Here is a 13,800-nt window from a genome sequence, read left to right as displayed (position 1 = left end):
AAGGACCATCGATGAGCCAGAATTCCACAGACGGCATCCACACGCGACTGTTGCACGCCGGCTCCGCGCGCCTGCGCGATGGCGTGGGCCCCGTCAACATACCTGTGGTGCGAACCAGCACGGTCCGCTTCGAGAATGTCGAGACGCTGGCCGACCGTCAACATCGCCGCTCACACGGCGAACGCATCGCAACCTATGGCCGGCACGGCCTCGACACGCACGAAGCGCTCGAAGACGCGCTGTGTACGCTCGAAGGCGGACATCGAGCATTTCTGGCACCTTCCGGGCTCTCCGCGATTACGCTGGTGCTGCTGTCGCTGCTGGGCCCCGGCGACCACGCACTTGTTTCGGACACCGTGTACGCACCTCTGCGCCGCGTCGACCAGACGCTGCTGCAACGGCTCGGCGTGGAGATCGAGTACTTCTCGCCGCAACACGACGACCTCGATGCATTGATCCGCGCCAACACGCGGCTCGTGTACCTGGAGTCGCCGGGCTCGCTGCTGTTTGACGTGCTTGATTTGCCCGCGCTGACCGCGGTCGCGCGTGCGAAAGGTGTGCCCGTGGCCATCGACAACACGTGGAGCGGCGGCTGGTTCCTGCAGCCGCTGCGACTCGGGGCCAATATCTCGATCCAGGCCGCCACCAAGTACATTGCCGGCCATTCCGACGTGATGCAGGGTGCCTTGGTGGTCGACAGCCCCGCGCTGGCCGAACGCATCGCCACCACGCACGAAGCGCTGGGCCTGACCATTGGCGCCGACGACGCCTACCTGGCACTGCGCGGGCTGCGCACGCTGCCGGTACGGCTGGCGCAACACCAGCGCAACGCCACCGAGGTTGCACAATGGCTGCAACAGCAGTCGCCAGTAGCGCGCACCTTCTACCCTGCGCTGCCCGAAGACCCCGGCCACGCGCTGTGGAAACGCGATTTCACCGGCGCCAGCGGCCTGGTGTCGTTTGCCCTGCACGGCACCGACCACAGCGCTGCCGGCCGGCTGGTCAATGCCTTGCGGCTGTTCTCGATCGGTGCGTCGTGGGGCGGCTACGAGAGCCTGGCGCTGGTGGCACCGCCCGAACGGCTCAATGCGTCCCGCAGCTGGCAGCATAGCGGCAACAACGCGCCGGTCATCCGTCTGCACGTTGGACTGGAAGATCCAGCGGACCTGATCGCGGACCTGCGGCAAGCGTTCCAACTCTCCATTGCCTGAGCCTGACATGAGCGACATCGACCATTTCGCGCGGGACACGCTGCGGCTGCTGGGCCCCGCCCCGGACAACTGGGTGCCGCAACGCGACGGCATCGACCACAATGTGCTGATCGTAGGCGGCGGCCAGGGTGGCTGTGCCATCGCGCACGCATTGCGGCGGGCTGGCATCGGCGGCGTATCCGTGATCGACGCAGCGGCCGATGCCGCCGGCGCCGGCGTTTGGCTGACCCGCGCGCGCATGCACAAGCTGCGTACGCTGAAGTCGCTGGTGGGACCTGAACTCGGCATCACTGCGTTGGGATTCCAGCAATGGTTCGAAGCGCGGCACGGCCAGGCAGCCTTTGCGGCGCTAGACCGCATTCCGCGCGCGGACTGGGCCGCATACCTGGCCTGGTTCCGCGAGTTTCTTGATATCGACGTCCGCCATGCAACGCGCCTGATCGACATCACCCCGTGGGATGGCGCTGGCGTGCCGGCCTTGCGGATCACGCTCGAAACCAACGGTGAGCGCCGCTTCGAAACGACTCGCAAGCTGATTCTTTCCAATGGGGTGGCCGGCAATGGTGCGCCTTACATCCCGGGCTACCTGCGCCCGGCGGTGCAATCAGGCCTGGCAGCGCATACGGCTGACGGGATCGACTTCGCGGCGTTGCGCGGCAAGACCGTGGCGGTGATCGGTGCGGCCGCGTCGGCATTCGATGCCGCCGCCGTGGCGCTGGAAGCGGGTGCGCATGCAGTACGCCTGTTTGCCCGGCGCGACCATATTGCCGCCCGTGCCGCAGCCAAGCCACGCATGTATCCCGGCTTCTTCGACAACTACGCGAGCCTGTCGGACGCACACCGCTGGCAACACGCGGTACGCTACCGCCGCGCCGGCTCCACGCCACCCGCCGACGCCGTCAAGCGCGCCACCGCCCACGCCAACTTCCATCTGCATCTGGCTTCACCATGGGAGGCCGCTACCTTGCGTGATCGCGTAGTCGAGGCGCATGTGGCAGGCCACACGTTCGCGTTCGACTTTGTGATTGCCGGCACCGGCTACACCACCGACCCGGCCGACCGCGCCGAACTGGCCAGCATCGCACCGCTGATCGCACGCTGGCGTGATCGCTACGAGCCGTTGCCAGGCGAGCGCGACGACGCACTAGGCGCCTCGCCCTACCTGGGCAGCGGCCACGAATATACCGAGAAGCATCGCGGCGCCGCGCCATGGCTCGGCGCAATCCATGTCTTCAATCCGGCCGGCTATGCGAGCACTGGCGTGCCCCTGGGCGATATCCCGAGCATGCGGCGCGATATCCCGGTGATCGTGTCACGTGTGAGCCGCGACCTGTTCACCGCGGACCTGGAACTACATCAGGCCCGTGCGCATGCCGATGTGGCACCCGATTTTGGCCCTGAACTGTACGAGCATGCGCTCTGGCGTGGCTGATAGATGAAACAAGGGGGCAGTGCCTGCCCCCTTGTTCGTGTCGTTTGTCGCTACCGTTCGGCTCAGCTTGCGGTTTCGGCTGCCCCGATCAACCGGATGCCAATGTCGCCTTCGCGCCCAAGCTGCTCCACAAGATTGACCTCCCAGTCGAGATACGCCTGGAAACCGGCATTGCGCTGGGCCACGTCGGCATGCTGATACGGGCTGAACCAGTAGTCGTCGTCGCCAGTCAGCACCCTCTCCTCACCCGCCCCCACAGGCAACCCCGCAGCCGCCCAGGCCTGCGTGCCACCGCTTACGTAACGCACATCGCGGCCGGTGCGCGCAGCCAGTTCCGCAGCGACCACACGCGCCAGCACGCCATCCGATGAGGTGATCAGGATCGCATGATCGGCCGCGAGGTCGGCAATCACTGCCTCCAGGCGATCGGGCACCGCAAAGTACGCACCGGCTGCATGACGCTTCTCATAGGCCGAGCGGCGCTCCACGTCAAACAGCCTCGCGGTGCCCGACGCCTCCTGCTGCGAGGCCTGCTGTGCCGACACCGACGCCGCGGCAGGCCTCGATGCCAGCACGCGCACGGGCTCCGCACCGGTCACGAGCTCCGCATCGGCGGACGGTGCGTACACGAAGACCTCATGCCCACCAAGCTGCGCCAGCCACGCCGCCGTGGTCAACGCGCGCACGCCATCGAAATCGGCCAGCACGATACGCGCGCGGCGCGTGGCAAGATACTCGTCCGTTGCCTGCACCAGTTGCCCACCGGGCGCCCAGCGCCAGCCCGGCAGATGGCCCGACTCATACTCGCCGCGCGTGCGGACGTCAAACCGAAATAGCGAACGCGCCTCCGACGCAGCCACCAGTTGCTCAAGCCCGGCGGCGTCGATCCGGCGCACGCCTGCCTGCGTTGCCACGCGCGCGGCGCGCTCACGGGCGCCTTCGAGCGTGCCGGTCGAAGGCTCCGGCAGCGGGGTCACGCGGCCGTGTGCAAGCGTGCGGCCACCCAGCAGCCAGGCCATGGTGCCGTCCTTGAGCGAAGCCACCGGATTCGGAATGCCCGCGTCGATCAGCGTCTGCGCGCCCACGATGCTGCGCGTGCGGCCCGCGCAGTTGACCACCACCAGCGTGTCAGGGTTCGGCGCCAGTTCGCCAATCCGGTAGACCAGTTCCGCACCCGGCAAGCTATGCGCGAACGGCAGGCTGAAGTCGGCGAATTCCTCGGTAGTACGGCTGTCCACCACGACGATATCCTCGCCTTCTTCGATACGGCGATGCAACTCGTCCACATCGATCCACGGCGTGTGCTTCTGGTGCTCGATGATCTCCCCGAACGCTTTGCTGGGCACATTGCTGCCGGTAAAGAGTTCATGGCCCGCCGCCGCCCACGCGGCAACACCGCCTTCGAGCACCGATACATTGCCCCAGCCCAGGCGCACCAGCTTTGCCGCGGCCTGGTGGGCGAGCGCGTCGGCGTTATCGCCACCGTCGAGCAACACGATGCGCGTGTCGCGCCGTGGCACCAGACGATCGATCAGCAACTCCAGGCGCCACAACGGCGCCGACGCGGCCAGCAGCGGATGGCCCTTCGTGTAGACACCGGTCTCGCGGACATCGAGCAGCGCAATCTCCCGCCCATCGGCCAGCGCCGACTTCAACGCCGCGGCATCGATCACCGGCGCGGCCAAGCGCCGCGGCGGGCCAAAGTGCCGGTAGGCGCCACCCGCCTTGCTTTCGAACACCACGCGGCCAGACAGCCGATCCAGCGCAAGTCCGTAGAAGTGGAGATGCAGCCCGTTTTCCTGGCCGATCAGTTCGATCGTGTGCACGTCATCGGGTAGCAAGGTCACCGATGTGCCGGCGACCACATCCGATTCGTTGATCTCTCTCAGCGTGTCGCGGGTTGGATCGTCGGTGGCTTCACGCGCGAAGAAGTTGTTCCGTTCGCGACCGGTGATACCCGCGATGATCGCCCAGGTAGTGTGGTCGTGCGGCGGCTGGGCCTTTCCCGGCAAGCCGGCCGATACATACAGTGCGAATCTTCCGTCAAGATCCTCGGCGAGGCGGTACACCTGCGCAGGGTTGGCCGCCGAGACCGGAAAGTGCCGCTCCGGAAACAGCTCGCGTTGCTGGCCGAGCGCCTCCAGCGCCCGTGCGACGGGTTCGAGCCGGGCCTTGTCGGTCACCGCGGCGCTACCGAGCAGCCGACGCGTCTCGGCGATAAAAGCGGCCACGGCCCGATGGCGGCGGCTGGCAATGTCGGGTTCTGCGGCGGCAGGCAGCGAAGCTTGGGATGCGCTCATGTCGATGGCCAGAAAGGCAGGATGGGGACAAGCCACCGACTCTAGAGGCTGCCGCCCGCGCAAGGAACGAACAAACGCGCAGAACGTTATGCGCGCATGGCAGCTGCAGTCAGGTTCAGGCAGGCGCCACGGCCCAGTAAGTGCGGGCATTGGTGAATTCGCGAATGCCCGCGGCGGCAAGCTCACGACCGTATCCCGACTTCTTCGTGCCGCCGAATGGCACGCGCGCATCGGAGGCTGTGATCGCGTTGATGAAGGCGGCACCGCTGGTAATGCCCTTGGCCACCGCCAGCGCACGCTGGTTCGAGCCGGCCCAGACACTCACCGACAGGCCGAACGGCGTGGCGTTGGCCAGACGCACCGCGTCGGCATCGTCCACGGCCACGGCGATGGCGGCCAAGGGTCCGAAGGTCTCTTCATCGAAGGCCGCCATGCCGGGCCGCAAATTGCCAAGCACGGTAGGCGCATAGAAATTCCCCGCCCCCTCCACCGCCTTGCCGCCCGCCAGCAGCACTGCCCCGGCGTCGACCGAGCGGCGCACTTGCAGGTCCAGCGCGTCGCGCAGGTCGGGACGTGCCAGCGGTCCCATCTGCGTGGCGGACTCGTTCGGATTGCCGACGACCAGTGCCTGTGTGGCCTGCACAAACCGTTCGGTGAATGCGTTGGCAATACCCTCCGAGACGATAAAGCGCTTGGCGCAGACACAACTCTGGCCCGCGTTGTGAAAGCGCGCCTTGACGGCCGCTGCCACGGCCTTGTCGAGGTCGGCATCGTCGAGCACGATGAATGCATCGGAACCGCCCAGTTCCAGCACCGACTTCTTCGACGCGCGACCGGCGGCGGCGCCAACGGCGGCACCAGCGCGGTTGGAACCCGTGAGCGTCACGGCCGCGATACGGTCGTCGTGGATCAGGCCATCGATCACCTGTGGCACATGCGGTTCGGCGACGACCAGCGTGGTAACGAGATGCTTTGGCAATCCGGCGTCGAGGAACAGTTTCTCCAGCGCCAACGCGCAACCGGTAACGTTAGGCGAATGCTTGAGCAACACCCCGTTACCGGCTGTAATCGCCGGGATCGCGAAACGCATGACCTGCCACACCGGGAAGTTCCACGGCATCACCGCTAGTACCAGACCGATCGGCTCGTAGCTGACCCACGCTTCCACGCCTTCGATGGCTGCCTGTTCGCCGGCCAGGATGCGCGCGGCATTGTCAGCGTAGTAGAGCGCGGTGACCGCGGACTTTTCCATTTCGCCGACGGCTTCTGGCAAGACCTTGCCCATTTCGGCGGTGATCAACTCCGCAAACGGCATGGCCTGGCGGCGCAGTTCCGCAGCCAGGCGGCGCACCGCCGCAACGCGATCCGCCAACGCTTGCTTGCCCCATGCCTGCGCTGCGGCATGGCCGGCGCTGACGGCGGATTCAATCTGTTCAGCGGTCCAGCCCTGGTAGGTCTGCAGCACGTCACCGGTGCTGGGGTCATAGGTCGTAATGGTTTGGCTCATGGCTATCGGGTGCGACGGAGGGTTGAGGAATGGACTGGTCGGGGCTAATCGGCTGCCACGTTCGCGCTCTTCACAACCGCCGACCATCTGGCCGATTCGGTGCGCATGAAGCGGGCGAGGTCCTCGGGAGATCCACCTGCGGGCTCGGCGCCAAGCTGCGCCAGCCGCTGCCTTGTGGCAGGCTCCTTGAGGATGTCATTGACTTGCGTATTGAGAAACTGGACCACCGGCTTCGGCGTGCCGGCCGGTGCCAGCAACCCGTACCATGCGGGGGCTTCGAAGCCATTCAGGCCGGCCTCGGCGAAGGTCGGCACATCGGACAGTTCGGGCAGACGATGCGTACCCGTGACGGCGATGGCGCGCAGCTTGCCCCCCTTGAGCTGGGGCAACGCGGACGCGGCGGTATCAAACATCATCTGGACCTGTCCGCCGATCAAATCGGTTACGGCCGGACCACTGCCCTTGTATGGCACGTGGACCATGTCGGCGTGGATCATGCTGCGGAACAGCTCGCCAGCCAGATGCACCGACGTACCCTTGCCGCCCGACGCAAAGTTGACCTTGCCCGGATTGGCCCTGATATACCGGATCACACCCTTGAGATCCTTCTCCGGAAAATCCTTCGTCACGACCAGCACGGTCGGTGACGTGGCAATCAGCACGACGGGCACGAAGTCTTTCTCGGTGTCGTAGCGGAGCTTCTTGTAGACGAACGGGTTGATCGACAACGCCACCTGGCCGAACAGCAGCGTCTGGCCATCGGGCGCCGCGCGTGCCGCGGCCTCGTTGCCGATATTGGTGCCGGCACCGGGACGGTTGTCGATCAGGAACGTGGCCTTGGTCTTTTCGGAAAGGCGCGTGGCGATATAGCGCGAAACGTTGTCGCTACCGCCGCCTGGCGCGAACGGCACGATGATGCTGACCGGCTTCGCCGGGTAACTGTCGTTGGCGCTGGCGCCGCCGATGAACGAAACACTGGCGAGCGCCACCGCCAGCCATGACTTGAATGCGTGCATGCTGTCTCCGGATGTTCTTCTGGATGTAAGAGACGCGGTGGCCGAGGTATGGCACCGCGTCCGTGCAAGGCGAGGCGGGGCTGCGACTCAGGCCGCGGAGATGCTCCGCGCCACGGCCTTGCCGAATGCGTCGCAACCCATCGTGCCGCCCAGGTCTGCCGTGCGTGTAGCGGGGTTCGCCAGCACCTTGTCCACGGCGGCGTCGATGGCCGCGGCTGCCACAACAAAATTCGGTTTGTCGCGGTGTTCGCCAAGCCACTGCACGAGCATGGCGACGGACAGGATCATCGACGTCGGGTTGGCCTTGTCCAGCCCCTGGATATCGGGCGCCGAACCATGTTGGGCCTGCGCACAGCACAGTGCATCTCCCGCCATCACGGAGCCGCCGAGACCCAGGCTGCCCGACAGTTCGCTGGCCAGGTCCGACAGGATGTCGCCGTAGAAATTGGTCGCCACGATCACGTCGAAGCGCGACGGGTCGCGCACCAGGTAAGCGGTCGACGCATCGACCAGCAGGTCATCGAACTTCACCTCGGGGAATTCGGCCGCTACCTTGCGCACTTCGCGCAGGAACAGTCCATCGGTCATATGGAAGCTGTTGGCCTTGTGGATGGCCGTGACATGCTTCTTGCGCTTCATCGCCAGTTCGAATGAACGACGGGCGATGCGCTCCGAGCAATGCGCCGTGATCTTGCGCACCGAGATGGCCATGTCCTTCGACGGCATCATCTCGCCCCAACCTTCGTACATATTACGGTCGGGATAGAAGCCCTCGGTGGCCTCACGCATGATGACGAGGTCCATGTTCCTGGCGCCCTTGCCCAGGAACTCGCGCGAACGGGAAGGACGCACGTTGGCGTACAGGTCCAGGTCGCATCGGAACGCCGCCGAGATATTGCGGCCGCCCTTGTCCGGGGTCGGATAGTCAGCGTGGGACTGGGTGCCCAGGATCACGCCGTCATACGACGTGGCGCGGTCCAGCACCTCCTGGCGCAGCGTGGTGCCGTATTTTTCGAGGCTGGCGAACCCCACATCCTCATAGTCGAACTGCAGTTGCAGATCAAAGACCTGGTCGGCCTGCTTCAGGACATCGATCGAGGCGGCAACGATTTCGGGGCCAATGCCATCGCCCGGGAGAACAAGAATACGCATGATGGAAACTCTCAGTTAAGCCTTGGGGGTGTGGTGCTCGGCCGATACAGGGCGTGTTTCGCCGCTCTCGACCAGGGTGCGGGTGGCGTCTGTCGTGGCGTAGATCCACAGGATCTTCATTGGCGATGACTTCGACAGGTTGCGGAACCGGTGCGGCACATTGGGCGGAATGAACGTGGTATCCAATGGCTTGAGCCGGTATTCGAGATCGTCGATATCGAGCATCGCGTCGCCCTCCACCAGCACTACGCTTTCCTGGCAGTTGTGGCTGTGGAACGGAATCTCGACGCCGGGGGCGAAGGTCGTGTAGCCGGTGATGAAGCTGTCCGAACCGATCGACTTGCCAACCAGCGGTGTGGTACTGGCGCCGCCGCCGCGATCGAAAGTTGGCAGTTGATCCGGCTTGAGCAGCACGGCGCCGGATGGGGTCTTGATCGACATGATGAAACTCCAGAAAACTCGCTGTATGTGGTGAACAAGAAAGGAACCGGGATGGATCAGGCCGTCGCCTGGCCAAAGCCGTATAGCCGGGCCGGGTTGTCGACGAGGATGCGATGCAGCAACTCGGGCGTATTCGCCCACGACGCAAGCTGGTTCAATGCGCGTCCCGCGTCCTCCTTGCGGAACGGCTCGATCTGGTCAAGGTTGCCGCTGCGATTGCCCGAGCTACCCGTGTGCGGCCAATCGGAGGCCCATACCATCCGGTCCGGTCTTGCCCGGATCAAGGCCAGGGCGAACTCGCCGACATCGTCGAAGCCGGGCGCAGCGCGCGACGCGCGATACGGGGCAGACAGCTTCACGTACGTATTGCCGCGCCTGACCAGTTCCACCACGCTCGCGAAGGCGCCCTTCTGTTCTTCCTTCTTGTGGGTCTTGATACCGGCAAAGTGGTCGAGCACCACCGGCACTTTCAGTTCGGCGATAGCGGCAGCCAACTCGGCAATCACGTCCACGTCGGCATAGACCTGGACCGCCCAGCCAAGCGGCCCGACCACCTGCTCCGCACGCTTCAACTGGGTCAATGCGAAGTCGTGATTGCGCTGGCCGCTGACTTCAAGGTTCAGGCGGATGCCACGCACGCCCTTCTCGTGCATACCCTGCAGCGCGGCGTGATTGGCTTTCTCCAGATCGATTACGGCCACACCGCGTGCGCGCTCGCGCAACCGGCCCAGGGCATCGAGCAGCGCGGCGTTGTCGACACCGTAGACACTGGGTTGCACCAGCACGATGCGGTCGATGCCCAACTGCTGCTCGAAAGCGACCAGGTCTTCCACCCGCGCGGCGCCCGGCGTGTACGAACGCTTGGCCGCGAACGGGAAGCGCGCACCGTCGAAAACGTGGACATGGCAATCGCAACTGCCGGGGGGCGGCTTGAAGGCCGGGGCGCTGACGTGACGAACGAGGTCCGGGTTCACGGCGTTTCCTTGTGTAGTGAAGCCAGTGGCATCGGCCGCCATCGCATCAATGAGAGAAAGTCCGCCGATGGCCGCAAGTCCGGCCTGAAGCACTTGTCTGCGATGCACTGTTGTCTCCTGTTGTTGTGGTTGCGTCGACATCCAGTGACGCGATGGTTGGCATTTTATAAATTCAAAGAACCATGTAAAGGGTTTTTTGAATTTATAAAGAACCAACAGAAACCACAGAACCCAGTAGCCCTTGCTGTGCAAGGCTTGGCGGTCTTTCACCATGGTTTACCCGAAACACAGCTGAATAGCCGAGCCGGTGTGAAGCATCACAGACGCCTGTGAACGTTGCAACATGATGGAACTTTGACGCGCTAAAAGACCCACGTTTAATGTGATAGCATCTGCCAACCGCTTTGAAACGCTCTCCCATGGCCCGCCAACTTGCCGACGTCCTTGCGGCAAACATCCACCAGTACATTTCCGCAGCCGGCATGGCGCCGGGCACTCGCCTGCCCGAACGTGCGCTAGCCGAGCAGTTCCGGGTGTCGCGCTCGCCAGTACGTGAAGCGCTGCGCCGGCTGGCATCGCAATCGGTGGTCACCGCTCACCCGGAGGGCGGTTATGCCGTAGCCGTTGGCGGCCCTGCCGTCCCGGCGAACGGCCTGGAGCCCGATGCCACGCAAGGCGATGACAACGAGGCGATTTACTTCCGGATTGCGGAGGAGCGGCTCAACGGCGGACTGCCCGATCGTTTCACCGAAAACGAGTTGATGCGGCGGTACGGCATCACGCGCGCCCAGTTGGGCGCGATCCTGCGCCGCATGACGCAGGAGGGATGGGTCGAACGGCTGCCCGGCCACGGGTGGATGTTCTTGCCGGTACTGACTTCCGCGGAGACCTACAAGCAGGGCTACCGCTATCGCCTGCTGATCGAAGCCGCAGGCATCCTGGAACCGACCTTCGAACTCGACCGCGAAGCGCTGCTGCGCTGCCGCGCCGAACAGGAAGCGCTGGCCAACGGCGGCGCGCACACGGCAACCGCGGCCGCCCTGTTCGACGCCAACAGCCGTCTGCACGAAACCATTGCCGCATGCTCGGGCAACGCATTTATCCTCGAAGGCTTGCGCAGGCTGGACCGCTTGCGCCGACTTATGGAATACCGCAAGGCGGTGGACCGCGACCAGGCCGAGCGGCGCTGCCGCGAACACCTGACGCTGATCGACATGCTGCTGGCCGGCCAGCAAGAAGCCGCAGCCGACTTCATGCGCCTGCACCTGCGTAACGCGGTACGCGAGAAATCCGACAGCTGAGCGTGATTAGTGATTAGTGATTGGTGACTAATGGTTAGTGACTGATCACATCGGTTGACCCGCGGTTTTGGGGCCACCGGAACCAGCGATGGTTCGGGGCCCTGCAGCCACTCAGGCTCGCCCAGGCTCCTTCCAGACTCCCCTATTCGCAGGGACAAACCCGAAGCCCGTTCCGTCACGGCCGCGACCGTGTAAACTTCCCGTTTTTTTGCATCCAGGCGACATGACGCAAGTGCCACAGCGCACGGGTCTCAGCGGCCCGAAACTGCTACGCCTGCTGGCCCGCCTGACCGACGCGGAGGCCGCCGGCGCCGCGCCGTCGCTGTCCGCCGTGATGAGCCGGTGGCTTGGCTGGACCGACGCCATCTCGCTGTCTGCGGCGCTTAACGGCAATCCACCGGAAGTGCCCTCCGGGGCACCCACGCGCCAAGGTAGCGGTGCAGGCATTGGCGACTCGGCCGGCAGCCATGTGCGCGCCATGCTGACTGCCGCGATCACCGGGCAAGGTGCTGCATCCGACAGCCGCCGACGCATGCCGGCACGTCAGGCCATGCCCGATGCGGCCGAGTCCGACTTTGCCGTCCATCGCCAGCGCTATATCACGCTGCAACTGCAGATGGAGCGCGAGATCGGCGGCCTGCGCGGCCGGCTACGGACGGCACTGGCAGCGCGCTCGCCACAGGCAGCCCGACTGGCCATGCTGGATACCGTCATGGAACAGGTGCTTGGCGCGCGGGAACAGGCCGTGCTTGCCGCGGTGCCGGGGATGCTGGAACCACATTTCACACGCCTGCGCGGTGCAGAAGGCGCGTGGCTTAACGTATTTCGCATGGACATGCGGAGCGTGCTGCTGGCTGAGCTGGAGATCCGCTTCCAGCCGGTAGACGCCCTGCTCGCCGCCCTGCGCGAAAACTGACCGATTGACATGAACAGACACCTCACACCACTCGTTGCACCCGTAGTCTTCCTCGCGGGCCTGGCCGTCGTCGGCTGGGTCGGCGCTGGCTACGCGGGCACGAATGCGCTGGCGCTGGCCGTCACGCTGATCATCGGCGGGTTCTACGTGGGCGGCGCATTCGAATTGCACCGCTACCGGCAGGCCACGCCCACGCTGACCGCCGCGGTTGCCAGGCTCACCGCGCCGCCCGCCAACCTTGGCGCTTGGCTCGACACCCTGCATCCGAGCCTGCGCAATGCCGTGCGCCTGCGCGTGGAAGGCGAACGCGTGGCGCTGCCCGGCCCGTCGATGACGCCGTATCTGGTCGGCCTGCTGGTGCTGCTGGGCATGCTCGGCACCTTCCTCGGCATGGTAGGCACGCTGCGCACCACCGGCGTCGCGCTGGAAAGCGCCGCCGACCTGCAAGCCATCCGTGCCTCGCTGGCGGCACCGGTCAAGGGGCTTGGCTTCGCATTTGGCACCTCGGTGGCGGGCGTAGCCACCTCGGCCATGCTCGGGCTGCTTGCGACGCTGGTCCGCCGCGAGCGCGTGCAGGCCGCGCAGTTGCTGGACGAACGCATTGCCACCACGTTGCGGGTGCATTCCCGCCATCACCAGCACGACACGGTTTTCGCATTGCTGCAACGGCAGGCCGAACTGATGCCCGCGCTGGTGGATCGACTCGACACCATGGCCGTGGCGATGACCCGCCAGAATGAAGCACTGGGCGAGCGCCTGTCGGCCAGCCAGGACGCGTTCCACACGCGCACCGAGGCAGCCTACGCGCGGCTGGCCGATACCGTCGGGCAGTCACTGAAGGAAGGCATCGCCGACAGCGCCCGCGCAGCCAGCGCCGCAATCCAGCCCGCCGTGGACACCACCATGGCCGGCCTGGCCCATGAAGCAGCCACCGTGCGCGATACCGTCACGCAGACCGTGCAGCAGCATCTGGACAGCCTCTCTACCCGCTTTGCCGCCACCACCACCAGCGTGGCCGACACCTGGCGTGCTGCCCTCGCCGACCACCAGCAAGCAAACGTCACGCTCACATCTGACCTGCGTGCATCGCTCGATGGCTTTGGCGAAACCTTCGCGCAACGTTCGGCCGCACTGGTCGATGGCATTGGCACCCGTCTCGACACGGCGACCGCCGGCGCGGCCAGCACGTGGGACAGCGCGCTGTCGCGCCTTGAACTTACGGGCGAAGCACTCGCCAGCGCCAACCGCCAGGCCATGACCGACGCCTCGGCCGCTTTCGCGCAGCACACTGCCGATATCGCCGGCACGGTCAGCCAATCGCACGCCGACCTGCAAGCGCAACTGGCCGCGCAGGATACGGCCCGCCAGACCGCACTCGCCCTGCAGGAAGAGACACGCCTGGCCGCGTGGCGCGACACACTGGCCGGCATGGCCGCCACCATGCGCGACGAGTGGCAACAGGCCAGCACGCTAGCCGCCACGCACCAGCAGGAAGTCCGCGACGCCCTGTCGCAAAGCGTGCGCGACATCGCCGCCGACTCGCAGGCCCA

Annotated in this window: 11 protein-coding genes; 5 read left to right on the top strand and 6 right to left on the bottom strand. The window is 65.5% G+C overall.

Annotation, left to right across the window (positions count from 1 at the left end; genetic code table 11):
• Nucleotides 1-11: 11 nt before the first annotated feature.
• Nucleotides 12-1,211, top strand: a complete 1,200-nt coding sequence (gene metC / locus ACO550_RS18815) for a cystathionine beta-lyase (protein ID WP_315593990.1) — start codon at nt 12-14, stop codon at nt 1,209-1,211.
• Nucleotides 1,212-1,218: 7 nt separating this feature from the next.
• Entirely contained in the window at nt 1,219-2,643 is a 1,425-nt protein-coding gene (locus ACO550_RS18810) for an FAD-dependent oxidoreductase (protein ID WP_315593989.1), read from the top strand.
• 62 nt (nt 2,644-2,705) lie between these two features.
• Here the strand turns inward: ACO550_RS18810 and ACO550_RS18805 are convergent, their stop codons facing one another.
• The 6 genes from ACO550_RS18805 to ACO550_RS18780 all read right to left on the bottom strand — a co-directional run bounded on the left by ACO550_RS18805 (nt 2,706) and on the right by ACO550_RS18780 (nt 10,141).
• Nucleotides 2,706-4,943 carry a rhodanese-like domain-containing protein gene (locus ACO550_RS18805; protein WP_315593988.1) on the bottom strand — a complete coding sequence of 746 codons (2,238 nt, stop codon included), beginning with the start codon at nt 4,941-4,943 and terminating at the stop codon, nt 2,706-2,708.
• A gap of 115 nt (nt 4,944-5,058) precedes the next feature.
• A complete protein-coding gene (locus ACO550_RS18800) occupies nt 5,059-6,450 on the bottom strand; it encodes an aldehyde dehydrogenase family protein (RefSeq protein ID WP_315593987.1) in 1,392 nt (463 codons plus the stop codon).
• Nucleotides 6,451-6,494: 44 nt separating this feature from the next.
• On the bottom strand, nt 6,495-7,466 hold the full coding sequence (locus tag ACO550_RS18795; RefSeq protein ID WP_315593986.1) for a tripartite tricarboxylate transporter substrate-binding protein: 972 nt from the start codon (nt 7,464-7,466) through the stop codon (nt 6,495-6,497).
• Nucleotides 7,467-7,553: 87 nt separating this feature from the next.
• Nucleotides 7,554-8,618 carry an isocitrate/isopropylmalate dehydrogenase family protein gene (locus tag ACO550_RS18790; protein WP_315593985.1) on the bottom strand — a complete coding sequence of 355 codons (1,065 nt, stop codon included), beginning with the start codon at nt 8,616-8,618 and terminating at the stop codon, nt 7,554-7,556.
• A gap of 15 nt (nt 8,619-8,633) precedes the next feature.
• Nucleotides 8,634-9,059, bottom strand: a complete 426-nt coding sequence (locus ACO550_RS18785; RefSeq protein WP_315593984.1) for a cupin domain-containing protein — start codon at nt 9,057-9,059, stop codon at nt 8,634-8,636.
• Nucleotides 9,060-9,115: 56 nt separating this feature from the next.
• Nucleotides 9,116-10,141: an amidohydrolase family protein gene (locus tag ACO550_RS18780; protein ID WP_315593983.1), complete on the bottom strand. Its 1,026-nt coding sequence runs from the start codon at nt 10,139-10,141 to the stop codon at nt 9,116-9,118.
• Nucleotides 10,142-10,452: 311 nt separating this feature from the next.
• Here ACO550_RS18780 and ACO550_RS18775 point away from each other — a divergent pair, with 311 nt between their 5' ends.
• From ACO550_RS18775 to ACO550_RS18765, 3 genes are all read left to right on the top strand, one after another.
• Complete coding sequence (locus ACO550_RS18775) at nt 10,453-11,334, top strand: GntR family transcriptional regulator (RefSeq protein WP_315593982.1); 882 nt, start codon at nt 10,453-10,455, stop codon at nt 11,332-11,334.
• A gap of 223 nt (nt 11,335-11,557) precedes the next feature.
• Entirely contained in the window at nt 11,558-12,250 is a 693-nt protein-coding gene (locus tag ACO550_RS18770; protein ID WP_315593981.1) for a DUF3348 family protein, read from the top strand.
• A gap of 9 nt (nt 12,251-12,259) precedes the next feature.
• On the top strand, nt 12,260-13,800 hold a 1,541-nt coding region (locus tag ACO550_RS18765), incomplete at its 3' end, for a DUF802 domain-containing protein (RefSeq protein WP_485994934.1).

This window comes from Cupriavidus sp. (assembly GCF_057315035.1).
The sequence above is the reverse complement of the archived record's forward strand: the minus strand, read 5'-3'. Positions and strand labels throughout refer to the sequence as shown.